This window comes from Bacillus sp. MT94, assembly GCF_058792475.1.
The window spans coordinates 1070777-1094900 of sequence record NZ_JBXAEZ010000002.1; the positions used below are offsets into that span (position 1 = coordinate 1070777).

Annotated in this window: 26 protein-coding genes; 10 read left to right on the forward strand and 16 right to left on the reverse strand. The window is 33.9% G+C overall.

All coding sequences use genetic code 11. The features are described from left to right. Positions 1-28: 28 nt before the first annotated feature. From srtD to AC1Q51_RS11355, 4 genes are all read right to left on the reverse strand, one after another. The gene (gene srtD / locus AC1Q51_RS11340) at positions 29-649 is read right to left on the reverse strand and encodes a class D sortase, LPxTATN-specific (protein ID WP_053563488.1); all 621 of its coding nucleotides are present in this window, start codon (positions 647-649) and stop codon (positions 29-31) included. 89 nt (positions 650-738) lie between these two features. Next, entirely contained in the window at positions 739-1230 is a 492-nt protein-coding gene (locus tag AC1Q51_RS11345) for an LPXTG cell wall anchor domain-containing protein (RefSeq protein WP_078401147.1), read from the reverse strand. Positions 1231-1408: 178 nt separating this feature from the next. Further along, positions 1409-1741 (reverse strand): hypothetical protein, encoded by a 333-nt coding sequence (locus tag AC1Q51_RS11350; protein WP_000415613.1) that lies wholly within the window; start codon positions 1739-1741, stop codon positions 1409-1411. Positions 1742-1924: 183 nt separating this feature from the next. Beyond that, the gene (locus AC1Q51_RS11355) at positions 1925-2140 is read right to left on the reverse strand and encodes a hypothetical protein (protein WP_002001286.1); all 216 of its coding nucleotides are present in this window, start codon (positions 2138-2140) and stop codon (positions 1925-1927) included. Between the two features lie 161 nt (positions 2141-2301). Here AC1Q51_RS11355 and hpt point away from each other — a divergent pair, with 161 nt between their 5' ends. Both hpt and AC1Q51_RS11365 read left to right on the forward strand, forming a co-directional pair. Further along, positions 2302-2829 carry a hypoxanthine phosphoribosyltransferase gene (gene hpt, locus AC1Q51_RS11360; protein ID WP_001019295.1) on the forward strand — a complete coding sequence of 176 codons (528 nt, stop codon included), beginning with the start codon at positions 2302-2304 and terminating at the stop codon, positions 2827-2829. Between the two features lie 175 nt (positions 2830-3004). Then, positions 3005-3907: a diacylglycerol/lipid kinase family protein gene (locus AC1Q51_RS11365; protein ID WP_492331505.1), complete on the forward strand. Its 903-nt coding sequence runs from the start codon at positions 3005-3007 to the stop codon at positions 3905-3907. A 42-nt stretch (positions 3908-3949) separates the two neighbouring features. Here AC1Q51_RS11365 and AC1Q51_RS11370 read toward each other — a convergent pair whose 3' ends face one another. Further along, positions 3950-4459, reverse strand: a complete 510-nt coding sequence (locus AC1Q51_RS11370; RefSeq protein ID WP_090976800.1) for a DUF2199 domain-containing protein — start codon at positions 4457-4459, stop codon at positions 3950-3952. 24 nt (positions 4460-4483) lie between these two features. Further along, positions 4484-5155 carry a DUF7003 family protein gene (locus tag AC1Q51_RS11375; protein WP_090976798.1) on the reverse strand — a complete coding sequence of 224 codons (672 nt, stop codon included), beginning with the start codon at positions 5153-5155 and terminating at the stop codon, positions 4484-4486. 190 nt (positions 5156-5345) lie between these two features. Between AC1Q51_RS11375 and AC1Q51_RS11380 the strand changes: the two genes are divergently transcribed. Further along, positions 5346-6341, forward strand: coding sequence for an Rpn family recombination-promoting nuclease/putative transposase (locus tag AC1Q51_RS11380; RefSeq protein WP_492331506.1), 996 nt, complete (start codon positions 5346-5348; stop codon positions 6339-6341). A 39-nt stretch (positions 6342-6380) separates the two neighbouring features. Here the strand turns inward: AC1Q51_RS11380 and AC1Q51_RS11385 are convergent, their stop codons facing one another. From AC1Q51_RS11385 to AC1Q51_RS11415, 7 genes are all read right to left on the reverse strand, one after another. Beyond that, positions 6381-7139, reverse strand: a complete 759-nt coding sequence (locus tag AC1Q51_RS11385; protein WP_088024164.1) for a DUF4262 domain-containing protein — start codon at positions 7137-7139, stop codon at positions 6381-6383. Then, entirely contained in the window at positions 7124-7903 is a 780-nt protein-coding gene (locus tag AC1Q51_RS11390; protein ID WP_142245194.1) for a DUF4261 domain-containing protein, read from the reverse strand. The genes AC1Q51_RS11385 and AC1Q51_RS11390 overlap by 16 nt, the downstream gene beginning before the upstream one ends. A gap of 297 nt (positions 7904-8200) precedes the next feature. Next, complete coding sequence (locus tag AC1Q51_RS11395) at positions 8201-8380, reverse strand: hypothetical protein (protein WP_001986677.1); 180 nt, start codon at positions 8378-8380, stop codon at positions 8201-8203. 109 nt (positions 8381-8489) lie between these two features. After that, entirely contained in the window at positions 8490-9089 is a 600-nt protein-coding gene (locus tag AC1Q51_RS11400; protein ID WP_000418924.1) for a DedA family protein, read from the reverse strand. After that, positions 9089-9667, reverse strand: a complete 579-nt coding sequence (locus AC1Q51_RS11405) for a class I SAM-dependent methyltransferase (RefSeq protein WP_098284234.1) — start codon at positions 9665-9667, stop codon at positions 9089-9091. Before AC1Q51_RS11405 ends, AC1Q51_RS11400 begins: the two co-directional genes overlap by 1 nt. Before the next feature lie 142 nt (positions 9668-9809). After that, a complete protein-coding gene (locus AC1Q51_RS11410; RefSeq protein WP_000176150.1) occupies positions 9810-11759 on the reverse strand; it encodes an ABC transporter permease in 1950 nt (649 codons plus the stop codon). Further along, a complete protein-coding gene (locus AC1Q51_RS11415; RefSeq protein WP_000859656.1) occupies positions 11746-12516 on the reverse strand; it encodes an ABC transporter ATP-binding protein in 771 nt (256 codons plus the stop codon). The genes AC1Q51_RS11410 and AC1Q51_RS11415 overlap by 14 nt, the downstream gene beginning before the upstream one ends. A gap of 306 nt (positions 12517-12822) precedes the next feature. On the opposite strand from AC1Q51_RS11415, the gene AC1Q51_RS11420 reads away from it, so the two are divergent. Next, complete coding sequence (locus AC1Q51_RS11420; RefSeq protein WP_492331507.1) at positions 12823-13695, forward strand: AraC family transcriptional regulator; 873 nt, start codon at positions 12823-12825, stop codon at positions 13693-13695. 45 nt (positions 13696-13740) lie between these two features. Here AC1Q51_RS11420 and AC1Q51_RS11425 read toward each other — a convergent pair whose 3' ends face one another. From AC1Q51_RS11425 to AC1Q51_RS11435, 3 genes are read right to left on the reverse strand one after another with little or no spacing between them, the layout of a single operon-like run. Further along, entirely contained in the window at positions 13741-14370 is a 630-nt protein-coding gene (locus AC1Q51_RS11425) for an SdpI family protein (protein ID WP_090976792.1), read from the reverse strand. Positions 14371-14393: 23 nt separating this feature from the next. Beyond that, positions 14394-15029 (reverse strand): SdpI family protein, encoded by a 636-nt coding sequence (locus AC1Q51_RS11430; RefSeq protein WP_090976789.1) that lies wholly within the window; start codon positions 15027-15029, stop codon positions 14394-14396. Next, the gene (locus AC1Q51_RS11435) at positions 15026-15298 is read right to left on the reverse strand and encodes an autorepressor SdpR family transcription factor (protein WP_001070531.1); all 273 of its coding nucleotides are present in this window, start codon (positions 15296-15298) and stop codon (positions 15026-15028) included. The genes AC1Q51_RS11430 and AC1Q51_RS11435 overlap by 4 nt, the downstream gene beginning before the upstream one ends. 209 nt (positions 15299-15507) lie before the next feature. Between AC1Q51_RS11435 and AC1Q51_RS11440 the strand changes: the two genes are divergently transcribed. The 6 genes from AC1Q51_RS11440 (at position 15508) to AC1Q51_RS11465 (ending at position 24071) form a co-directional block, all read left to right on the forward strand. Further along, complete coding sequence (locus AC1Q51_RS11440) at positions 15508-16203, forward strand: response regulator transcription factor (protein ID WP_000276738.1); 696 nt, start codon at positions 15508-15510, stop codon at positions 16201-16203. A gap of 2 nt (positions 16204-16205) precedes the next feature. Beyond that, the gene (locus AC1Q51_RS11445; RefSeq protein WP_000765342.1) at positions 16206-17228 is read left to right on the forward strand and encodes a sensor histidine kinase; all 1023 of its coding nucleotides are present in this window, start codon (positions 16206-16208) and stop codon (positions 17226-17228) included. Positions 17229-17322: 94 nt separating this feature from the next. Then, positions 17323-19302: an FtsX-like permease family protein gene (locus tag AC1Q51_RS11450; RefSeq protein WP_098508655.1), complete on the forward strand. Its 1980-nt coding sequence runs from the start codon at positions 17323-17325 to the stop codon at positions 19300-19302. A 68-nt stretch (positions 19303-19370) separates the two neighbouring features. Then, a complete protein-coding gene (locus tag AC1Q51_RS11455; protein WP_075717293.1) occupies positions 19371-21326 on the forward strand; it encodes an ABC transporter permease in 1956 nt (651 codons plus the stop codon). 19 nt (positions 21327-21345) lie between these two features. Further along, the gene (locus AC1Q51_RS11460) at positions 21346-22098 is read left to right on the forward strand and encodes an ABC transporter ATP-binding protein (RefSeq protein WP_000393250.1); all 753 of its coding nucleotides are present in this window, start codon (positions 21346-21348) and stop codon (positions 22096-22098) included. Next, positions 22095-24071: an FtsX-like permease family protein gene (locus tag AC1Q51_RS11465; protein WP_492331508.1), complete on the forward strand. Its 1977-nt coding sequence runs from the start codon at positions 22095-22097 to the stop codon at positions 24069-24071. The genes AC1Q51_RS11460 and AC1Q51_RS11465 overlap by 4 nt, the downstream gene beginning before the upstream one ends. Positions 24072-24124: the final 53 nt, after the last annotated feature.

A 24124-nucleotide genomic window follows, 5' to 3' on the forward strand; every position in this document is an offset into this window, starting at 1 on the left:
CCCCCTCCCGTTTTCAGAAACTATAATTTCACTTTGAATAACTGCCAGTTAACGTCGCCTCGATAATATATCTATCTGGTGCATCCCCTATATAATCAAATGGGTAACAAGTTGTCAGTGTTAATATCGGTTCTTCTTTTTTTATAATAACAGTACGATCATCCGCATGAGTAATCCATGTCTTTTGAATTTCATATGTGTACGTTTTATTATCATACTCTAAAACAAGAGTATCCTTTTCTTTCAACTCTCCTAAATCTGTAAATACAGTATCTCGGTGTCCACTCAGTACAGTATGTCCTCCTCCAGATGGGGTTGTCGTTAAATCACTAACAAACATACCAACTCCTTTTTTCAAAGTCGTATCATCCGCTCCCCAATATATAGAAAACTTCTTCTTTATTTTCGGTATGTTTAACATCGCTACCTTTTCACCTTCTTTATGTTCTGTTTGAGAAGAAGGCACTTGAGAAGTTACAGGTGTTTCATGAGAAAGTTGAGTATCTTGTATATTTTTAAGGCTCTTTATTTCTTCTTTCGTTAATTCTTGAGCAGAGCTTTTTCCTTTATACCATTCCACAGCGTAATAGGATCCCATGAATAGCCCAATAGCCATCAATATGATACCGATATAATTGAGTAACTTCATTCTTCATCCCTCCATGCAAAAAATGGTAGGAGTAACCTACCATTTTTAATATATGAAATTATTCCATTCTTTATAGGAAAATATTTTATTTACACTTTAATCTTATTGCGACGATTCAAACCAAATAATGTACCTATCGCTACAAGACATGCACTTAATCCCATCATTGCTACATTATTTGATGCTGTATTTGGTAATTTTTCACCTTGTACAACTGGCTTTACTACTTCTTTTTTAGCTACTTCATTCTTTTGCTCGACTTTTATCGCTGCTTCTTTTTTTGCCATATCATTTTTTAACTGTTCTTGCGCTATTCTCTTTTTCTCTTCTTCACTCTTTTTCTCAGCTTTTATTGCTTCCTCTTTTTTAGCCATATCATTTTTTTCTTGTACTTGGGCCGCTTGTTTTTTCTCTACTTCATTTTTTTGCTGTTCCTTAATTGCTTCTTCTTTTTTAGCTTTATCTTGTTGCACTTGCGCTTCTTCTTCCTTTGTTACTGTTCCAGTATCCGCACTCGCTACTGAAGAATATCCTACTGTTAAAAATGCCATTGCACAAATTGGTAATAGTCTCTTTTTCATCTTCATTCTCTCCTTATATTTTATTCACATCAACTCGCACCGGATGTATTACTAGAATAAGCAAGAGATATAAATATAAGATGCAGATGAAATATATTTCATTTAAAGATTTCATTGTAGAAAAAGAAAAAAACATCGTAATATGTACGATGTTTTTTTCGGGTGTGTGTCTCAATATTTACATGTTACTTTCGCGTGATTTGGAAGTAGAACGGGCCGGAGCGATAACTAATTGTCTCGGCTCAGTTTTCTTGAAGTGATTTTTGACGTTACACTTACGACGTTGAACAACCCACGCTTTAATAGGGTTTGTTAAAATAATCTTTTGCTCTTCGTTAGGGGCCTCTTCTTCAAACCTACAACTTTCGCTCCATTTATTCCATTTCATTGTAAATTTAGAAGAAGAATGATCATCTTCACGATCAAACAAGTGCAAAAAATCCATTTTTCCATCTAGCATTACGGTGTTACTAGTCGCTAAAAAAGAAAAGGTCGTCCAACGTTTCTCCATGCCCTCCTACTCCTTTTTCACATATAGAGTGCCTAAAACTTAATTTACCTAAAATATGCTTGCCTTTTACCTTACACCCATAGTTTATCCAAAATGCTATTATGCAACTATCGATTTGCCTTACAACTACCTTACATTTTTGTAAGAAACAAAAAAACCTTCACTCTATATAATGAAGGTTTCTTACTTTTTATCTATATGATCTCTCATATCATCAAGTCCAGCTTCTTTTAGCTGCGACATCATACCGTGCGAAATTGCTCCTAACACTAAAGTCATTCCAATTAATGAAATACGAATCGCAGGTACATCAATTACGTAAGCCAACAGGCCAAGAACAATTGTTAAAAGTAATGCTTTTATAAATGTTACACTTGTGTACTGTTTCTTCTTCATCATATTCACCCTTTATGGAAGCGTTTTCTTAATATACTTAGTATATCATATCATCAGATGATTTTGTCGTTATCTTTGTAAAAAATTACTATCTCCTTTGACTTTTTCTATTCTATCCTTTACAGTCGAAATGTTCGCAAGTTTTACACTGTAGGAGGATTACAATGAATATTGAAATAAAAGACACTTTAATTTCTGAAGAACAATTACAAGCAAAAGTTAAAGAATTAGCACTTCAAATCGAACGTGACTTTGAAGGAGAAGAAATCGTAGTTATCGCAGTATTAAAAGGTTCATTCGTATTTGCTGCTGATTTAATTCGTCACATCAAAAATGATGTAACAATTGACTTTATTTCTGCATCTAGCTACGGAAATCAAACAGAAACAACAGGAAAAGTGAAACTACTAAAAGATATCGACGTAAACATTACTGGGAAAAACGTAATTGTTGTAGAAGATATTATCGATTCTGGTTTAACACTTCATTTCCTAAAAGACCACTTCTTTATGCATAAACCAAAGGCACTCAAGTTCTGTACATTACTTGATAAGCCAGAACGCCGTAAAGTAGACTTAACAGCTGAGTATGTTGGCTTCCAAATTCCAGACGAATTCATCGTTGGATACGGTATCGACTGTGCGGAAAAATATCGTAACTTACCATTCATTGCTTCAGTTGTAACGGAATAATCGTATAACTTAAAAAATTGATAGTACATAAAATGTATATCGGCGATTTTTTAAATATATCGACTTACCGACAATAACTGACAATGTTAGCATCCAATTAATAGGGAGAAGCTGTTCTAAAATACATGGGAACAGCTCCTTTCTTGCCATTACAAACTACAGGGAGAGATGAAAAATGACAAAGACAAAATTTGAAAAAGTACTCCTTATCGTAAATCCGAAAGCTGGTCAAGGTGACTTCCATACAAATTTAACGAAAATCGTACCACCTCTTGCCGCAGCTTTTCCTGATCTACATATCCTTCATACGAAAAAACAAGGTGATGCAACAAAATATTGCCAAGAGTTTGCTAGTAAAGTAGATTTAATTATCGTCTTTGGTGGTGATGGAACAGTATTTGAATGCACAAATGGCTTAGCACCTCTCGAAAATAGACCTACACTTGCAATCATTCCAGGCGGAACTTGCAACGACTTCTCTCGCACACTTGGTGTTCCGCAAAACATTGCAGAAGCGGCAAAACTTATTACAAAAGAACATATAAAACCAGTTGACGTTGCAAAAGCAAATGGACAACATTTCTTAAACTTCTGGGGCATTGGTCTCGTATCTGAAGTATCAAACAATATCGATGCAGAAGAAAAAGCAAAGCTTGGTAAAATCGGTTACTATTTAAGCACAATTCGAACTGTAAAAAATGCTGAAACATTCCCAGTAAAAATTACTTATGACGGACAAGTATATGAAGACGAAGCTGTCCTTGTCATGGTTGGAAATGGTGAATATCTTGGTGGTATTCCATCCTTTATTCCGAACGTTAAATGTGATGACGGAACACTTGATATTTTCGTAGTCAAATCAACAGGTATTCAAGCATTTAAAGATTACATCGGAAAGAAACTATTCGAGGATTCAAATGAAAATGACATCTTCCACGTAAAAGCGAAATCCATTCATATTGAAACGAAAGAAGAAAAAGAAGTAGATACAGATGGAGAAAGTTCGCTTCATACACCTTGTCACATTGAATTATTAACAGGACACTTTACGATGATTTATAATCCTGCGGTTGTGTAAAGAAAAAAACGAGTGCTAGCACTCGTTTTTTTCTCTTCTAATCTAGCTATGTCGTTGAATCATTTCTTGTATTTCTTTAACTCTCTCTAAAGTAATTCCATTTCTTTGTTCGATTGCTAAAGGATGCTCGGTTGGCTCTAATTCAACATACGGTGCCATTCCAACTTCTCTTATATGTACATTTGTTTTTAAATTTAATGTTTCTGGATAAAATGGTATTTCTACAGATAACCAACCAAAATAAGGATCACTATTTTCTCGGCCTCTCTCATCCCACTTTTCTAATACTTCATCATAACTTTCTTTACTAAGTGATACCCAAACAGTCCATATGAAGTTTTCGTGGTAGTCAATGATAGGAATCTCTAAACATCCTCTAATAAAATAATGTTCATCATCCATTACACAAAGATCCGATGTTAAATGGAAGCGTCCCTCTCTTTCATGGGGCGCTACCTCGTAATAATAATATGGCGCTTCACTTCCGTAGCATAGAGGTAGTGCAAAACGATGCATTTGTACTTTTTCTCCGGATTTTCTTCTTCTTTTCATTTGTTATTCTTTCTCCTATCCTTTTCAGTCACAATCAAACTCTACCCAATTTCTCCAATGCGTATTAGCATTTTCATTCACAATAACACTTGGATCTTTCTTCTCTATTGCAGAGGCTACTGATTGGAAGAATTCATTTTCACTTACTTTTTCGTCTTCAACATGTTTCCATTCTTCCGTTTCATACGCTACTTCCCAGTCGCCTTCTAAACCGAACTCTTCTAAAATTTCTCCTTTATCCCACCACAATAATTTTTGAGCTTCCTCATTAGTAGCAAGCATACGCATAAAGTATGTTGGATAATGCTCTGTCGTTTGTACTTCTATTCCATTATTTATATAATCCTCTTCTGTAAATTCATATTCAAAACGATGCTCACGAATTTTTAGACTGCCGTTATAAATATTCGGCATAAATTCACCTTCATCATCAAACAACTCATAATTGCCATCATTTAATTGTAAAATGCAATCATCACCCATTGAATGAGTAATTCTATCTCCATATACTTGAATATCATTACATACACCTAATGAACCTACACCAACAAGTTGAAACACCATTAACCAATCCTTAGTATCGTTAAAGAAAAGAGAGAATTTCACTTGCGAAATATCCATATATTCATTATCAAATGCAGGAAATTCATAGTTACTTTGCTTTTTATCTAATAGTTTTAAAATATCTTTTTGCATATGTAGCATCTTCACCTCGATATAAACAAAAATATTTTTTTAATTTCACTAGAGTATAACATAACCATACTTAACTGTGACATTCTAATAACACTACTAAAAAATAGAAGAATGGCTTGTTTGCATACTCTAGTTCTTTTTATGTACAATGAAGGAAAGAAGCACCTTCATATAAGGGAGAGGACAAACTTTGTTCAACCAACAGTTAGTTAATTTACGCATTGATTTTGCATTTAAACAATTGTTTGGTACGAATGGTAGCGAAGATATTCTAATTGCATTTTTAAATGCTATGTTACAAGAGTCTTTAGAGTCGCCCATTGCTTCTCTACAACTAGAAGATCCACATTTACACAGGGAATATGAAGAGGATAAGTTATCTATTTTAGACATTTCAGCGACATTAGACACAGGAACAAAAGTTAATGTAGAAATACAACTCAATAATAATCACGATATGGTTAAACGCAGTTTATATTATTGGGGAAGACTATACACATCTCAACTACAAAAAGGGATGCCCTACAGTGCACTTCACAAAACCATCACCATAAACTTACTAAACTTCGTAATGTTTTCGGAACACCCAGCCTTCCATACAACGAGCATATTATGGAATACACAACAAAAAAAGCTCCTAAGTGACGACATAGAAATCCACATTATAGAAATTCCAAAGTTAACTGAACAATGGCATGAAGAAAAAGTAAATCCGTGGAAAGATCCATTTGTTCGTTGGCTTTTATTGCTTTCAGCAAATGAGGATGAGCACTTAACTAAACTATTGGAGGATATTGCTATGAACGAAGATCCTATTTTACAAAAAGCGATAAATAGATGGGAACGTATGAGTCAAGATTCTTCTTTCCGGCAAGCCTATGACGCAAGGGAGAAAGTTTTAATGGATGAAGCAGCAAAATTCGCCCATGCAGAGACAGAAGGAATAAAAAGAGGAATGGAACAAGGAATTAAAAAAGGGCTTGAAAAAGGCATTGAACAGGGCATTGAACAAGGCATTGAACAAGGCATTGAACAAGGCATTGAACAAGGTCGAAAAGAAGGAGTTCAACAGGGGAAAATTCAAATGATTAAAAATATGTATGATCTTGGTATACCACTTGAAACGATTGCTAAGGCAAGTAAATTAAGTTTGCATGAGATTGAGCATATTTTAGGACATAAATAGTGATAAAAAAGAGCTTGAATAGTTTCAAGCTCTTTTTTATCAACTCTCCTCAATATCATCCAATTGAGTCTTATAACATTCATCACACTCTGGCCTCGTAGGAAGAATCCCTCTTTCATCAGGTAATAAAACCCTCAAAACTTCTCGATCCATCTCTACGAAAGACTTCATAATAATGGGATATCCTTCAATAATATTCGTATACTCAATCCCTTGTTCAAACTTTTTTCCGCTCTTTATTTCTTCTATTATGGTACAAAAAACACTATGCGCGACTTCAGGATCCATATTTAATGCTATTTGTAAATCTTGATGATTAAAGTTATCTCTTAGACCATGCGTATGATAATTAGCATGGATGCCATCAATATCTTCTGCTAATATGCTATGCATGTACCATCCATACTCTTGTAGCATATTTTCTTCCCATTCATCTGCATCCTCTTCTAAATCTTCATCAAACAAATTCGGATCATACCACACGTCCTCGTAATCTCCAGCAATTAAAAATCTCCAACCAGGTGGTAACCCTAAATACTTCTTTATTTCAGGTGCCCATTCATCAATATGTTGAACGTGTAAAGGAAGAAAGAAATCTTCTTCTGTCCCCATTTCTTCACCAGCCCAAATGTACCAACCTGTCGTTCCATTTTCTATAGGCATTCGTAACCCATTAATCGGAGCGATACCATCTTTCACATTTTGCGCTATTCCTAATTTCAAGTCATTCGGAGATTCTACATACTCCGCTTTATATTTATCACATATACCCCTCTGTTCTTTTATGTATTTTTCCATCCTTTTAGCACACTCCCCAATTTTTGAAAGATAGATTTCTTTGCCGAAGCACTCTCTAACTTCCATACCCCACACTGGTTATAAAATGGATCCTCTTGTTCATAACGATTATCTATATAATGAGATAAAAGATACACTGGAGCATCTTCTGTGAAACTAATTGTATCTCCATCTTTCAAATTAGGTTTTTCCAATATATTATGTAGGTTAAAATCATTTAATAAATCTACAGCTACTTCCGGATCTATCCCTCCGTCTAAAACAACGTCTGGTAGATTAAATGCTTGCATTCCACATGAATAGTAACCGTCCTCTTCATCTCCAACTAAAGTTACAAGGTGCGAATACATCGGGAATATTTCCTTATTCTCTGCAAGCTCTTGCCATTCTTCTTTCGAATAAGCCACACCTGCTGTTTCAACTTTTAAAGCAAGTCCACCTGCATTTAAAAGTTCCATTCCTACATCAATTACTTCTTGTAATCTCTCTGTATCGTCAACTTTTGCAATAACATACACTGTATAAGTATGCTTCTCCAACTCCTGAAGCAATTCTTCATCAAAACGCTCACCACCTGCATAGAAGAAAGCCTCTCTCAAAGAAGGGTCTTGTTCATATATATCAATTTCAAAGCCAATCTCTTTCTCCTTATGGTGCATAACATTTCCCGCTAATATATAGTTACTTTTACTCACAACTTCTTGTATTAATTCTGTTCTATCTTTCCATAAACCAGGTACTCCAATAACGATTTGTGTCTCCATCATATGCACTCCACTTCTCATCTATTTTCAATCAATTCTTTCAATCTTCCAAACTAAATTAGCTGGGATATCTTTCTCTAAAAAGGTTAACATCCATACAGTTTAGGCATCCTACTATGATTAAAATCTCCAAATATAACACTCCATGTGTACATTTATATCTATTTTCGTTTACATACTATTGTTATTCATAATCCATTTTAGCTAATAAACAAACGAAAGAGAACTAGGTGGATTAATGTTTACTTAAAAATCAAAAGTCCGAAACTATATAAAGTGATTTCGGACTTTTTATTTTTAAAATATTAAATTACATTTCGAACAAAAAGGAGCTGAATTTCCTCTTCTAATTTTCGTATCACATTTTGGACAATATACATATCGTTCCTCTACCTTTTGTCGTTCTATCATGTGTAAGGATACTATTTTCATACTGCACATAATTCCAATTAAGATAAGGCTAAAAATGAGTAGCACAACGCTCTTCCTTCCTTAACTACTTACCTATATTTTACCATTAAATAAAGATAATTTTATACTTATAATCCTATCTTGTCCTTCATACTGGAAGAAACTTTCTTTACTTCTATTTACTCATCAGCGTGATTCTTTTTTGTCTATATAAATAAAGAATACCTGTAACTATAAAAACAATCACGCCAAAATACACGCCATATTCTATCGCGATCGCTACAATACTTTCAATATGTTTTCCAAATAAAGCACCGAGCACAAAGTAAACGAGTGTCCAAACAAATCCTGTCGTATAAGAATACAAAGCATACGTCTTAAATGACATGTTATTCATTCCAACTAAATACGGTACGATATGTCTTACAACTGGTATGAAGTAACTTGTGACTAACGCATAATGACCATACTTCTCTACCATTTGTTGAGATTTCAAAAGATATTTCGCCTTTTTCTTTTTCATTAGCTTATCAAGTACTTTCGTACCAAATATTTTCCCTAATATATAACCTAAAGAAAGCCCAGATACAACACCTAAATATGTTAATAAAAATGCAGGAATGACACTTAATATCCCTAGTGAAGATACAAAGCCACCACTCATTACGATCATTTCGTCTGGAATTGGCATACCGATAATACCTAACCATAAACAGAAAAATAATGCCCAATAACCGTATTGTTCAATATAAGATAATAATTCATGTAATTCCATTATGCATATGCTCTCCTTAGCTCTTTTTTACAGCTAAAGATGTACGCTGGTGGGAAATTGAGCCACACTTTCTCTAGCGTAATTTCTGGAAAGAAGTGCTGTATAAACCCTTTTTTCACAAGTGAATATTGAAATGTAATGAATTCACCATTCTCATGTATCGCTTCCATCGCATTATTTAAAATGCGCTTTGAAACTTCTTCTGGTAAAGAAGTGAAAGGCAACCCTGATAAAACGTAATCAATGCATTCTATATTGAGCTCCTCCATATACTTCTTTATATTTTCAGCTGAACCGTGTACAACAATGACATTCTGCTCATCTTTAAACTTTCTTTTTAATTCTTTGAAAAATACTTCATTAATTTCAATAAGAAGAAATATTGTTTCCTTCTTTTTTCTCTTCATAATCTCTTTCGTAAAAACCCCTGTGCCAGGCCCTAACTCTACAATACATTTCGCTTTATTAAAATCAATTACATCGACCATTTTCTTTGCTAATATTTTTGAACTTGGCGCAATTGCACCAGTATGTTTTGGATGCTTTATAAATTCATGTAAAAATGTAATGAGCTGCATGTAAACCTCTCCTCATTCGTTCGATAGTTTTTAACTTGTGTCTAAGTATAACTATCGTTTCTTAATAAAAATTGAGGAAGTTTCTTAAGATTTTATGAAGAATAAAAAAACAGCTATCGCGTGTAGCAATAGCTGCCCCTTATTACTTCGCACTCACGATCTTATAATAAGAACGAACCGTTAAGAAGTAATATCCAATATAGATGACACCGTATACTCCAATACTAATGAGAAGCGGAATCATAATTTCAAATGGTAATATATTTGATAAACCTTTTAGTGCAAATAAGCTGTGTAAAATACCGATTACTAACGGAATAGCGAAGATAAAGCTCACTTGTTTTGCGATAGCTTTCTTCATTTCTTGCTTCGTTACACCAACTTTATGAAGGACAATGTAACGATCACGGTCAGCACTTGCTTCTGTTAATTGTTTAAAGTAAATAATTGAGCCTGTTGCTAATAGGAATACTAATCCTAAGAATAACCCAATAAACATCATTAAGCCTGTCGTTTCAAGCCCCATTTGGAATCCTGTATAGAAATCGTTAAATGGTTTTAAAACTTCTGATTCTCCAGCTGGCATAATGCTTGCTAATTTTGCTGTTAACTCTTTACTATTTCGCTCACCTTTTACATCAATATTTTTTACAGTACGCGTTTCGTTTACTTGTTTCACTTGCTCATATGTTTTATCAGGAACGATTACAAATAGTTCATTTAAATTTGTAAGGCTTCTATTATTTACACCTTTAATTTTTAATTCTTTTGACTCATTTCCAACAGGGAATACAGCTGTATTTCCTGTATAAAGAGGACCAAAATCAAGTTTCTCAATATATAAGCTATCATATACGAAAGCTTCATTCGCACTTAAATTTACAGGTTCTACATCTAAATGTTTCACATGTTTATTAAAGCTTGATTGAGAAATAAGCTGGTACTGATTCGTAACATTATAGTGTGTGTTCAGAACTTGATCAGCTCTTTCACCTTTAAATGTTCCTTTCACAGGAATCATTTCAACTTCTGATTCATATGTGACTGGGTGATTATTCTTCTCTCCAGCAAGTATTTCATTTACTTTTTTATCTAATGCTGCATCTTTTTTCTCATAGGAATAACTATACGGCGCAGCAACTTTTGATTGCGTAAATGTGTTGTAATACATCGTAACTGACGTACCAACCGCTGTTAATGTAACTGCACTTAAAATAGCGATTGTCGCTAATGATTTCGCATTTCCTTTAATACGATATAGTAACTGCGATGTCGTTACCATATTCATACCATTATAAAATGCTGACTTATTATTTCTTGCACGTTTCAATACAAATACTGTGAAGAACATGAACAGTAAATAAGTCCCTGCTACTGTCGCTAATAAAATATATAATGCAACGACCATAAAGTCTGCATACATAACTGCTTTCATGTACATTAGCGCTAAAAAATAACCTGAACCGATTAAGAAAACTGAAATTAATGCCATGATGACAGATCCTTTTGGCATTGCTTCTCCTTCACGTTCTGCACGGAAAAGTTCAATTAACTTAAAGCGATAAATTAAACGATATCCTTGAAGTGATGTATATAAAATAATCACAAAGAAAATAATTGCTGTATCAATAATGGCAGCCATCGGTACTTCAAAATGAACGTTTAAATTTAATCCCATCATATTTACTAATAACTCAAGGAATAATTTCGAAAGGACACTACCGATCGCAATCCCGATTACTAATGACATTAATCCCATTAACATATTTTCATAAAAGAGCATTTTACCAATTTGTCTTTTACGAATACCTAATAACGAATATAAGCCAACTTCTTTTTTACGTTTACGTGTAAAGAATCCGTTCGAATATATAATGAACACTGCTACGAAAATGATAAGCATCACACTGGAAACTTGGAACGCTCCGCTAATTTTTTTTGAAGCTTCTGCTGCTTTTTCCATTTGTGAATTATATTGCAGTGCTTTAAATGTAAAATAAATAACAATACTAAAAATCATAGATGCGAAATATACAAAGTAGTCTTTAAAGTTCCGCTGTATGTTGCGGAGGGCAATGCTAGATAAGGTCATCAGCCATACCTCCAGAAATAGAAGACATTACGTCAACGACTTTTTGGAAGAACTGTTTACGCGTTGATTCACCACGGTGCAATTCTTTATATAGTTCACCATCTTTAATGAAAATAACTCGTTTACAATAACTTGCTGCAAATGCATCGTGCGTTACCATTAAAATTGTTGAGTTATCATATTCATTTAACGACTTCATACTTTCAAGTAAATCTGTTGCAGATTTAGAATCAAGTGCTCCAGTTGGCTCGTCTCCGAAAATCATACTTGGATTCGTAACAATTGCACGCGATGCTGCACAGCGCTGCTTCTGCCCACCAGATACTTGATATGGGAACTGACTTAAAATATGATCAATACCGAATTTCTTTGAGATTTCAAGAACGCGGCGATCAATCTCACTCGCTTTCACCTTTGATAACGCAAGTGGTAAAGCGATATTCTCTTTCACTGTTAACGTATCTAATAAGTTATAATCTTGGAAAATGAAACCTAAATGATCGCGGCGGAATAACGCTAACTTATCATCATTCATTTTCACAATATCTTTTCCATCAATTAAAATTTCACCGTTCGTCGCATTATCAATTGTAGAAAGAACATTTAGTAAAGTTGTCTTACCAGAACCAGAAGGTCCCATAATTCCAACGAACTCACCTTCTTTTACTTGTAAGTTAATACCTTTTAACGCTGCAAATTTATTACCACCCGTGTCATATACTTTTTCAATATTTTTTGCTTCTAATACTGTTTTCATCTCGACATCCCTCATTTCTTCTATTCTCTATTTTCAACTATATACACTCTCTACTCTTGCCACTATCGATGTTTCTTACACAAACATGACAGTTATGTAAGGCACATAAGTAAAGAAATCAAAAAGTTAACGTAATGAATTAAAGTACTTTGTTACTATAACATTGGGATATCATACCATCCATTCATTCTCCTTACAGGAACATTACAATTTTGTAAGGTAAAAAATGCACCTACAAAGTTGTGCACGAAATGTCGGATGGAGCTATTTCGTTCCTGCTATTCTATGTACAGAGGAGGTCATAATATGGATTCACTTAAAAATATAAATGCTGCAATGCAGTATATCGAAAACAACCTTACACATGAAATTAATTTTAAAGAAGTCGCAAAAATAGCTTACTGCTCCGAATATCATTTCAAGAGAATGTTTTCTTTTTTAGCTGGCATATCACTATCAGAATATATTCGCTGTAGACGTCTTACCCTCGCTGCCTTTGAACTAAAAAACAACAATGTAAAAGTCATTGATATCGCTATAAAATATGGATACAACTCGCCAGATTCATTCACTCGTGCATTTCAAAACTTGCACGGTATAACACCTTCAGAGGCCCGAAATAGTAGCCATTCTTTGAAGGCTTATTCACCAATGACCTTCCAATTATCTATTCAAGGAGGAAATGAAATGAACTATCGAATTGAAGAAAAAGAGCCATTTCGAATTATAGGTATTACAAAACGAGTCCCAATCGTTTTTAACGGTGTAAATGAAGAAATTGCTTCTATGTGGAAAAGTTTAAACCCAGAGTCTATTCAAACATTAAAGTCCCTTTCAAACATTGCACCTACTGGAATTATTAGTGCTTCTACTAATTTTTCTGAAGGAAGAATGGCGGAAAAAGGAGAACTTGATCACTATATTGGAGTAGCCACAACAAAGGATTGTCCAGAGCAGTTTAAACAACTCGAAGTCGCAGCTTCAACATGGGCTATATTCGAAGCTGTCGGTCCATTTCCTGATGCACTACAAAATGTATGGGGGCGTATTTATTCTGAATGGTTCCCTTCTTCGAAATATGAACTAGCGGAAGGACCGGAAGTATTGTGGAATGAACAGAAACACATATCTTCTCCAAACTTTAAAAGTGAAATTTGGATACCGGTTTTGAAGAAGTGATAAAAAAACAAAGCTGCTCTTCCCTAAAAGGAAAAGCAGCTTTATTTACATTTTCAACTCTTCTTTATAAATACTATATGACTTTATTGTTGATACGATAATACATATTAATATGATTCCAATCCCCATAAAAATATTAAATGGATCTGGAAGCAAAGCCCCGGCATATATACAAAGTGAACCTATTACAAATACCCTCGAAGCAAATCTATGTGTTTTTCTCCAAACTACAGGATTTTCTAATGTCCAGTCCATTCGAATGCCTACTAACCCGTTCGGCTTCGTTTGTTGCATGTAATTACCTAGTACAAGAAACAATGTTCCAAATCCAAAATTAAATGCAATTGAGCCCGATGCAATATAATTAGACGCTGCTAATAGTGCAAATATGTTACATCCAAATCCGATAAAGAGAATGGCATAATTAATCGCTGAAAGAACTTTGGATTGCTGTGTAGACTTATCTTTTATGAATCCAAAAACTAGCCATATCATATAGAGCACTACCATACTACCTATCGAGAATGAACTTGCTTCTATTTTAGAAAAATATCCATCTACTACTCCTGCTGCATTATAATGGCGTGGAATTTGTTCTGGTAAATATGGCCATACAATATACCATCCAATTGCAATGCCAATAATTAAACTCCATGGTAATACGTGTCTTTTCATCCTCTCTCCCCCATAATTTTTTATTAGGCCCCTATTTCTTTTTTATAAGCAATATATGAATATCCCATCGTTAATCCTACTGCACCAATAATAATTCCAACCATTACGAAAGATTTCCACGTTACTGGTGCAAAAACACTTAAAATCATAATGATCCCCAATGCAACAAACACCTTTCCGCTAAAACGGTGTGTCTTTCTCCATACTTCTTCGCTACTTAACGTCCACGGCGTTTTTATACCTACAAAATAATTTGGTTTACATTGTGGTAAATAGTTTCCGATGACTATAAATAAAATACCCACTAATAATTCCGGCACGCGATTAATGAATAAATTGTATCCTAATCCACTTGTAATAATATCTATATTTCCTACAAATAGTAGCAATAGTACACCATTATTCATCATCATAAAGGCTTTAGAAAATTTCTCGTAATTTGCTTTTCTTGGATCAATCTTTGGTATCACATTTAGAAATATATATAATGCAATCATAATTCCGACCATAGAAATCATTCCGTAAAATTTAGAAGAATATCCATCTACCTTACCTCCGCTCCAATGCGTTGCAATTGTATCCGGCAAATGTGGCCAAGCAAACGCCCAAGCTAAACAAGTTATAACAATTAATAAGATTGCAAAAAGATGTTTTTTCATTTCCCCTCTTCCCCCTTATTCGTAAATGTAAACACCCAAGTTAATAAATCTTGAAAGACAGTTGTGTTTAAAGAGTACACAACAAATTGCCCTTTCTTTTCATCTTGAATAAGTTCAGCATTTTTAAGTGCGCTTAAGTGGTGTGAAATACTTGGTTTTGTCATATTGAAATGTTCAGCGATTTCACCAGCGGTTAAATCACCTTCTTTTAATAAGTCTAAAATTTTTCGCCTTGTTGGATCTGCTAATGCTTTGAATGCTTGATTCAATGTCTTTCTTCCTTTCGATAATTAGACATTTAGATATTTATCTAAATGTTAAACCGATTACCGTTATTTGTCAATTTAATCCAGCGCCCTTTTTACTTTTCTCACTTTTAACCTATACTGTTTACTAGCTTATCTTTCAACATAATGAAAAGACTTGAAACACATGATACACTATAGCTACAATTGTTTTTTTGAGGAGGAATATACATATGTATAAAATTTTAATCGTTGAAGACGATCCAAATATTTCATCATTACTGCAATCTCACATTCAGAAGTACGGTTATGAGGCTGTGGTAGCGGAGAATTTCGATGATATTATGGAATCGTTTAACGCTGTGAAACCACATCTTGTTTTACTTGATGTAAACTTACCGAAATTCGATGGTTTCTACTGGTGCCGTCAAATTCGTCATGAATCTACTTGTCCAATTATTTTCATTTCAGCTCGTGCTGGTGAGATGGAACAAATTATGGCAATTGAAAGCGGTGCGGATGATTACATTACAAAACCGTTCCACTACGATGTTGTAATGGCGAAAATTAAAGGACAATTACGTCGTATTTACGGTGATTATGCACCAAATATTTCTGAACGTATCGTTGAAGTAGAAGGTTTAAAACTATTCCCAGAACGTCCTGAAATTCACTTCGGATCTGAACAAGTTCTTTTAACGAAGAAAGAAGCTATTTTAGCTGAAATGTTATTATCTAAATTCCCTCGTACAGCGAGCCGTGAAGATTTATTAGCTGCGCTTTGGGATGACGAGAGCTTCGTTGAAGAAAATACATTAAACGTAAACATTACGCGTCTTCGTAAAAAGTTTAATGAGCTTGGCATTGAGAACTCTATTGAAACAGTACGTGGACTTGGATATCGCTTTAACGCAACTTGGAGTGAATAAGCATGAAGCTATTTTTACGTGATCATTTTGCATTTTTCCTACTGTACGTTTTAAACTTCGGTATCATTTTCGTTCTTTATGATGCAGTAGATGGATTTCAAAACAATAAATTTTACTTCGTCGTTTTAAGTTTATATTTATTTATTTGTTTCCTCGCTTACCGTTACGTTCGCAATCGTAGAATGTACCATAGATTAAGCGAGCAACCAGAAAAAATGGAAGATGCGTTTATTGAAAGAGCGACTGCTCCGATGCCTCACGGTGTCAATGAACTCGTGCGTACGCAGTACCGCCTCTTCCAAAAAGAACTACAATCGTATGAAGTAAAACAACAAGAACATCAACTATTCATTAACCATTGGGTACATCAAATGAAGACACCTGTTTCTGTTATGCAGCTTATGGTGCTAGAAATGGAAGACGAGCATTTAATTCCAAAGTTTAAAAAAGAATTAGAGCGTCTAAACCAAGGGCTTGATATGGCTTTATACATGGCTAGGTTAAATAACTTCCATGAAGATTTCCATGTCGAGACGATTTCATTAAAAGATACGGTAACAAAAAATATTAATGGATTAAAAGAACTATTCATTCGTAATGGTGTCTTCCCTGTTTTAGAAGTCCATTCTGATTTAAAAGTTGCTTCTGATGCGAAATGGCTAAAATTTATCATCTATCAATTAATGACAAACGCTGTTCGTTACTCCGGTGAGCGCGGAAAGAAAGTTTTCTTATCTGCTTACCGAAACGGAAAAGATATTATTTTAGAAGTTCGTGATGAAGGTGTTGGTATTCCACAAGAAGATATTCGAAGAGTATTTGAACCGTTTTACACTGGGAAAAACGGTCGCGCCTTCGGAGAATCTACTGGTATGGGACTTTATATTGTAAGTAAAATTTGTGATTATTTAGGTCACTCTGTCAAACTAGATTCTGAAGTTGGTAAAGGAACGACGATTAAAATCATCTTCCACAACGCTGCAAATAATCAAGCAGAACATACGGAGAAGGTGACCGAAGTATGATCGTAACATATGCAAGCAAAATGTATGAGAACTCACTCTCATACATTTTTTGCAATACAACTACTTCTATATCTTCTAGCCGGAGGTATAATCTATGACATTTTGGCAATTTGCATTTAAAAACGTCACGCGCAACTCGAGAGCTTATTTTGCTTACTTTGTAAGTAGTTCCTTTTCCATTGCTGTGTTCTTTTCGTTTGCTGTTTACTTATTCCATCCGAAATTACAAAACTTTGACATGACCTCTGAAATTTCAGCATTAATGATATTTTCAGAAGTAGTAATTGTATTTTTCTCTTTCTTCTTTTTACTATATTCCATTGGTACTTTTTTAAAAGTTAGAAAAAAACAATTTGGTATTTTGACCATTTTAGGAATATCGAGAAAACAATTACATCGTCTTATTTTTATGGAGAATATGTTAATCGGGATTTTATCTATCTTTTTCGGCATGCAGTTTGGAGTTGTTTTTTCTCAATTTTTCTTATTAGTAACAGCCAAACTTACGCATGTTCCAGGAATATATTTATACGGGCCTACTAACGCGTTTATTTTAACAACCATTGTTTTCCTTAGTCTTTTTATCATTGTATCTGCATTCACACCAATGCTTATTCGTACAAAAAAAGCAGTACACCTTTTAAAAACAAATGGTGGAAAACAAAAAGAAAGAAAACCATCCATACTTGTTTCATTATTTGGTGCGATTTGTTTATTTGGTGGTTATGCGTTAGCTGGAAATCCTAAATATTTCGTATCAGTAAGCCCGCAAATCGGTGTTATATATATGGTTTCAAGTATTTTCGTTATCCCAACGCTTGTTACAATTGGAACATATTTCTTCTTTTCACAAATTAGTTTCTTACTTATTTATATTTTAAAGAAAAGAAGGAAGTTTTATATGAAACGGATTAATATGCTTTGGATTTCGGATTTAGCAAGCCGTATTCGAACGAATATTAATATGCTGTTTATTGTAGCGATGCTATCTACAATTGCTTTCACAATGATTACGTTTCTATATGGATTCGGGAAATTTATTAAGCTAGAGGTGAATAGAACTTCTCCTTTTCCAATTTCTTATTTTTCTTATGATGCGAACCCTTTTGTTACAGAGCATTTAAATTGGCTTGAGCAACAATTACAAAAAGAGCATTTCCCCTATCAAAAAATAAAAGCTGATATATATGAAACACCACTAAAAGAAGATAAAGATATAGCTATTTATAATGACGTATACGCAATTAAGCAAAGTGACTATAACAAACTTGCAGATTCTTTACGAATGAAACAACTATTTATGGATGATAACGAAGCATATGTGCTAACAGGGACATCTTATAACACCATATTCAACGAATTTGAGCAAAGCTACAAAAGAGATTACATTACACTCTCTAGTACAAATACGAAATTACGAGTGAAAGGCTATGAGCATGTGAATGCAATTCCATCTGGCTTTTCATATCAAACGATAGTTTTGCCTGATGTTATCGTAAATAACTTACCTAGCACCGTAAAGCATATATCAGCATACAATTACAAAATTCAAAACTGGGAACAGACATATGAAATTGCTGATAATTTTATAGAAAAAGTGCAAAAAGATCGAAATAAATCCCAGTATGAAGGACCTCTTATTCGTTCCTTTGAATCAGCAGGATCGTTATACAAAATAACATCAGGCAGTGCTGCATTTTTCCTAATTGGGACATTTTTAGGAGTTATTTTCTTCATTGGAGCTGGTAGCGTTCTTTACTTTAGAATGTATACGGATTTGACGAACGAACAAGAGAAATATATAACGATTTCTAAAATCGGTGTAACAGATACAGAGATGAAACGATCTGCAACCATTCAACTTAGTATTTTATTTTTCATTCCGTACATTATGGCATCCATTCATACAATGTTCGCAACAAAAATGCTACAAGATGTAATTGGTTTATCTCTGTTCAAAGAGGTTTCAGCCGTTCTTATTATTTTTGGATTCGTTGAAATCGTATTTTTCGTATTCATTCGTTCACTTTATATGCAAAAATTATCACAATACACGAGTGGACAAAATATTTAAAACAAACTTGATGAAAAGAGTATTTCTTATGCTCTTCTCATCTTCACCCTATCAGGAGGTTCAGGTGAATGACATTTTGGCAGTTTGCATTTAAAAACGTGACGCGGAACGCCAGAGCTTATTTCGCCTATTTTGTAAGCAGTGCGTTCTCCATCGCAATCTTTTTCTCATTTGCAGTTTATTTATTTCATCCTAAATTGCATATGACAGACGTGAATTATTCTCTGAACATATTAATGACAATTTCAGAAGTTGTCATTGTGTTCTTTTCATTTTTCTTTTTACTGTATTCAATCGGGACGTTTTTAAAAGTACGAAAAAAACAGTTCGGGATTTTAACAGTACTTGGCATATCCCAAAAACAATTAAAGCGACTCATATTTATAGAAAATATGTTAATTGGTGCTCTTTCTATATTTTTTGGTATTCAACTTGGAGTTGTCTTTTCACAGTTCTTTTTATTAGTTACCGCCAAAATTACACACGTACCTGGTTTATATTTATATCCGCCTACAAGTGCTATCGTTTTAACTATCATCATCTTTCTCGGGCTCTTCATTCTCGTATCATCTTTTACACCGATGCTCATTCGCACGAGAAAAGCCGTACGTCTTTTAAAAGAAGGAAAACAACAAAAAGAAAGAAAAGCATCCGTGCTCATCTCTCTATTTGGTGCGGCATGTTTAATAACTGGATATGTATTAGAATCCAATCCATTATATTTTATGTCGTTAGGCGATATCATTGGGCTTTTATATGCCGTCTCTAGTATATTTGTTATTCCATCGCTTATTGCAGCTGGAACATACTTTTTCTTTTCACAAATTAGTTTTTTACTTATTCGTATTTTAAAAACGCGAAGAACGTTTTATATGAAACGAATTAATATGCTTTGGATTTCGGATTTAGCAGCGCGCATTCGGACAAACATTAACATGCTTTTTATTGTAGCGATGCTATCAACACTCGCTTTTACAATGATTACATTCTTATACGGTTTTGGGAAATTTACAAAGTTTGATGCAATTAGACAAAACCCTTTCCCGTTCACGTATTTATCACATACTGAAAATACATTAGCTGATGAACATTTAAACTGGTTAGAGCAGAAATTTAATGAAGAGCATTTTACTTATACGAAATTTAAAACGGATATATATGAAGTATCTTCAGCTGAAGATAACACGCAGCTCTATTACGCAATTAAACAAAGTGACTATAATGTACTTGCTAAAGCATTAAATTGGGAAAAACTCACGGTAAATAAGAATGAATCTTATATTCTTATGAAAGACTTAGATGATCAAGTTATTGGAACACTTCACAATGAAGAAAAGAAAAATACTCTTACACTTACTCAAAACAATTTACAACTACAAGTGAAAGAATATAAAAGTTATAGCCCATTCCCAAACAGCTTAATATACCAATTACTCATACTATCTGATGAAAATGTAGAATCCTTATCCACAGTTTCCAAACAAATGAGTGTATATAACTTCAAAGTTACAGATTGGGAAAAAGCACATAATATCGGTTCATCGTTTATAACAAAAATTGATAACGATAATGCAGCAATTCAAGCAGAGCATCCACCTTTCCATGCAAGTGAAGCGAGCGATTCCCTATATAAGACAAAACTAAATGTCGCTTCGTTCTTCTTAATTGGTACTTTCTTAGGTGTTATCTTCTTTATCGGTGCTGGTAGTGTTCTTTACTTCCGAATGTATACAGATTTAACAAATGAGCAAGAAAAATATATAACGATTACGAAAATTGGCTTAACTGAAACTGAAATGAAACGTTCAGCGACAATTCAGCTTGCGATTCTTTTCTTCGTGCCTTACATCATGGCGTCAATCCATACGATGTTTGCGACAAAGATGCTACAAGAAGTTTTACATCTCTCGTTCTTCGCTGAGATTACAGTCGTACTGTTGATTTTTGGAACAGTTGAAATTTTATTTTTCCTTTTAATTCGTTCCTTTTATATGCAAAAATTATCACAACATATTAAGTTTTAAAAGTAGAAAGGTGATTACTATGGAAGAAGTATTACACATAAAAAACGTCTCAAAAGTATATGAGGGAAAAGTCCCTCATACTGCTTTAAAAAATATAAATTTACACGTAGATAAAGGGGAATTCGTTGCCATTATGGGTCCATCTGGTAGCGGGAAATCTACATTTTTAAACGTTATTTCTACAATTGATTCTCCTACTTCTGGTGACGTCGTTATTAACGGAAAAAAACCACACACATTTCGTAGAGAGAAGTTAGCTATTTTCCGCCGCCAAGAGTTAGGATTTGTTTTCCAAAACTTTAACCTACTAGATACACTAACAATCGGTGAAAATATCGTACTACCTTTAACATTAGATAATGTTCCATTAAAAGAAATGGATGAAAAGCTTGATAACATTTCAAAAAAACTTGGAATTGATCATATTTTGGACAAACGTATTTTTGAAGTTTCTGGAGGACAAGCACAGCGCACTGCAGTAGCACGCGCTGTTATTCATCACCCTTCTCTCTTACTAGCCGATGAACCGACAGGGAACCTGGATTCAAAAGCCGCTATTGATGTAATGGAGTTATTTACGAAATTAAACAAAGAAGAAGATGCAACGATTTTAATGGTTACGCACGATCCGTTTGCAGCAAGTTATTGTAACCGTGTTATTTTCATTAAAGATGGAGAGCTTTACAATGAACTGCACCGCGGATTATATCGCGAGAAGTTTTATCAAGAAATATTAGATGTTCTAGCCTTATTAGGAGGAAGACGTGGATGACGTTTTGGCAATTCGCATTTAAAAATGTCTCACGTAATTCAAAAGCATATTTCGCCTACTTTGTAAGTAGTGCGTTTTCTATCATGGTTTTCTTTTCATTTACTGTATACGCGTATCATCCACGCTTACAGAGTGTACAAAGCTTTCAAGAACGTGATCCTCTAATGAATTTAGCTAGTACAGCACAGCTTGTGATTGTTATGTTCTCGTTCTTCTTTCTCTTATATTCAATTGGAACATTTTTAAATGTACGGAAGCAGCAATTCGGGATACTCACTATTCTTGGTATCTCACAGAGACAATTAAAAAGATTGTTATTTACCGAAAACATGATAATTGGGATATTATCTATCTTTATCGGCATTCAAGGTGGACTTGTATTTTCTAACTTTTTCTTATTAGTCACTTCGAAATTAACAAACGCGAAAGGTCTCTATTTATATTGGCCAACAGAAGCGATTATCGTTACAACCGTAACGTTTATCATTTTATTTTTAATCGTTTCTACATTTACACCAATGTTTATTCGTACTCGACAAACAACGAAGCTTATTAAGGGCGTTAACAAAGAGAAGAGCGAAAAAAAACCATCTATACTCATTTCACTATTTGCTTTAACTTGTTTAGGACTATGTTATTATATTGCCGGTTATCCGCAAGGCTACATAACGGAAAAAAATGCACAAAATGGATCTGTATTCTTAATTATGCTATCTATTTTACCGCTTGTAGTGATTGGGACGTATTTATTTTTTTCACAAACATTTCTTCTCTTTATCTATATTTTAAAGAAACGAAGAAAGTTTTACTTAAAACGAATAAATATGTTATGGATTTCAGATTTAGTTTCTCGTACACGCAGTAATATTAATGTACTCTTTATTGTTTCTATGCTATCTGCACTTGCATTTACAATTATTATCGGGTTATTTGCTGCAAACAATAATACGAAAGCACCCATACTAGAACGATATCCAATACCATTCACCTATACATCAGAAGGTGTTAATGCATTTGAACAAAAGCATATTACTACGATTGAAACTGAACTTACAAATGCTAATTTTCAATATGACAAATATAAGTTTACCGTTTTAAAAGATACAGCTTCAAAAGAATCAATTGCCATTATGAAAATGAGTGATTATAACGCAATAGCACAGCAATTAAACAGACCAGAAATCACTCTCGATTCTTCACAAGTTTATAATATTTCTCGCTATTCACCAGCGTTATTAAATCTCGTGTCTAACCCATTTGCGAAGCAGAACACAATTACACTTGGCTCTAATAAAAAGGAATTTCAAATTAAAGGTTTTATTAATAGAGGAATTGAGCCTCCCTTTGCATTACCTCACTTAATTGTGATGCAAGATGAAGTAATTGAAAATATGATTCCTCATATTGAAACAATTACAGTCTATAACTACTTCGTGGAAAATTGGGAAAATGCAATTGTCCCAACAAAAAATATATTAAAAAGCTTAGATCATGATGCAGAAATTTTGTATGAAGCACATAAAAATGAAGAAAATTTCATTAAACCATTTTATATTTATACAGCTACGGATGAACTCGTTCATAGTAAAGGAAATGCAGTCGCTCAATTCTTTATTTGGGCATTTCTCGGCTTTATTTTCTTTATCGGAGCAGCTAGTGTTTTATATTTCCGTATGTATAATGACTTAACAACTGAAAGACAAAAGTATATTACGATTACAAAGCTTGGCTTAACTGAATCAGAAATGTTTCGCTCTGCAACGATTCAATTAGGAATTTTATTTTTCGTTCCTTACATCGTTGCTGGTGTTCACACATTATTTGCGGTTAAGTTTTTACAAAGCATGTTTTCTTTCTCCTTACTAAAAGAGACATGTATCGTACTCACCTTTTTCGGGGTTATCGAGATCATTTTCTTCTTCTTAATCCGTTCTCTGTACATTAATAAATTATCACAGCATATAAAAATATGAATAAAATAGCCTTGTGCAATATGCACAAGGCTATTTTCAATAGTTTTTAATAA

Excerpts from the sequence above, each read along its gene's own strand:
- AC1Q51_RS11350 (WP_000415613.1), bottom strand. The coding sequence starts at position 1,741 with ATGGAGAAACGTTGGACGACCTTTTCTTTTTTAGCGACTAGTAACACC.
- AC1Q51_RS11450 (WP_098508655.1), top strand. The coding sequence starts at position 17,323 with ATGACATTTTGGCAATTTGCATTTAAAAACGTCACGCGCAACTCGAGA.
- AC1Q51_RS11365 (WP_492331505.1), top strand. The coding sequence starts at position 3,005 with ATGACAAAGACAAAATTTGAAAAAGTACTCCTTATCGTAAATCCGAAA.
- AC1Q51_RS11385 (WP_088024164.1), bottom strand. The coding sequence starts at position 7,139 with ATGGAAAAATACATAAAAGAACAGAGGGGTATATGTGATAAATATAAA.
- AC1Q51_RS11445 (WP_000765342.1), top strand. The coding sequence starts at position 16,206 with ATGAAGCTATTTTTACGTGATCATTTTGCATTTTTCCTACTGTACGTT.
- AC1Q51_RS11425 (WP_090976792.1), bottom strand. The coding sequence starts at position 14,370 with ATGAAAAGACACGTATTACCATGGAGTTTAATTATTGGCATTGCAATT.
- AC1Q51_RS11455 (WP_075717293.1), top strand. The coding sequence starts at position 19,371 with ATGACATTTTGGCAGTTTGCATTTAAAAACGTGACGCGGAACGCCAGA.
- AC1Q51_RS11345 (WP_078401147.1), bottom strand. The coding sequence starts at position 1,230 with ATGAAAAAGAGACTATTACCAATTTGTGCAATGGCATTTTTAACAGTA.
- AC1Q51_RS11410 (WP_000176150.1), bottom strand. The coding sequence starts at position 11,759 with ATGACCTTATCTAGCATTGCCCTCCGCAACATACAGCGGAACTTTAAA.
- hpt (WP_001019295.1), top strand. The coding sequence starts at position 2,302 with ATGAATATTGAAATAAAAGACACTTTAATTTCTGAAGAACAATTACAA.
- AC1Q51_RS11370 (WP_090976800.1), bottom strand. The coding sequence starts at position 4,459 with ATGAAAAGAAGAAGAAAATCCGGAGAAAAAGTACAAATGCATCGTTTT.
- AC1Q51_RS11375 (WP_090976798.1), bottom strand. The coding sequence starts at position 5,155 with ATGCAAAAAGATATTTTAAAACTATTAGATAAAAAGCAAAGTAACTAT.
- AC1Q51_RS11390 (WP_142245194.1), bottom strand. The coding sequence starts at position 7,903 with ATGGAGACACAAATCGTTATTGGAGTACCTGGTTTATGGAAAGATAGA.
- AC1Q51_RS11400 (WP_000418924.1), bottom strand. The coding sequence starts at position 9,089 with ATGGAATTACATGAATTATTATCTTATATTGAACAATACGGTTATTGG.
- AC1Q51_RS11355 (WP_002001286.1), bottom strand. The coding sequence starts at position 2,140 with ATGATGAAGAAGAAACAGTACACAAGTGTAACATTTATAAAAGCATTA.
- AC1Q51_RS11440 (WP_000276738.1), top strand. The coding sequence starts at position 15,508 with ATGTATAAAATTTTAATCGTTGAAGACGATCCAAATATTTCATCATTA.
- AC1Q51_RS11460 (WP_000393250.1), top strand. The coding sequence starts at position 21,346 with ATGGAAGAAGTATTACACATAAAAAACGTCTCAAAAGTATATGAGGGA.
- AC1Q51_RS11465 (WP_492331508.1), top strand. The coding sequence starts at position 22,095 with ATGACGTTTTGGCAATTCGCATTTAAAAATGTCTCACGTAATTCAAAA.
- AC1Q51_RS11430 (WP_090976789.1), bottom strand. The coding sequence starts at position 15,029 with ATGAAAAAACATCTTTTTGCAATCTTATTAATTGTTATAACTTGTTTA.
- AC1Q51_RS11420 (WP_492331507.1), top strand. The coding sequence starts at position 12,823 with ATGGATTCACTTAAAAATATAAATGCTGCAATGCAGTATATCGAAAAC.
- AC1Q51_RS11415 (WP_000859656.1), bottom strand. The coding sequence starts at position 12,516 with ATGAAAACAGTATTAGAAGCAAAAAATATTGAAAAAGTATATGACACG.
- srtD (WP_053563488.1), bottom strand. The coding sequence starts at position 649 with ATGAAGTTACTCAATTATATCGGTATCATATTGATGGCTATTGGGCTA.
- AC1Q51_RS11405 (WP_098284234.1), bottom strand. The coding sequence starts at position 9,667 with ATGCAGCTCATTACATTTTTACATGAATTTATAAAGCATCCAAAACAT.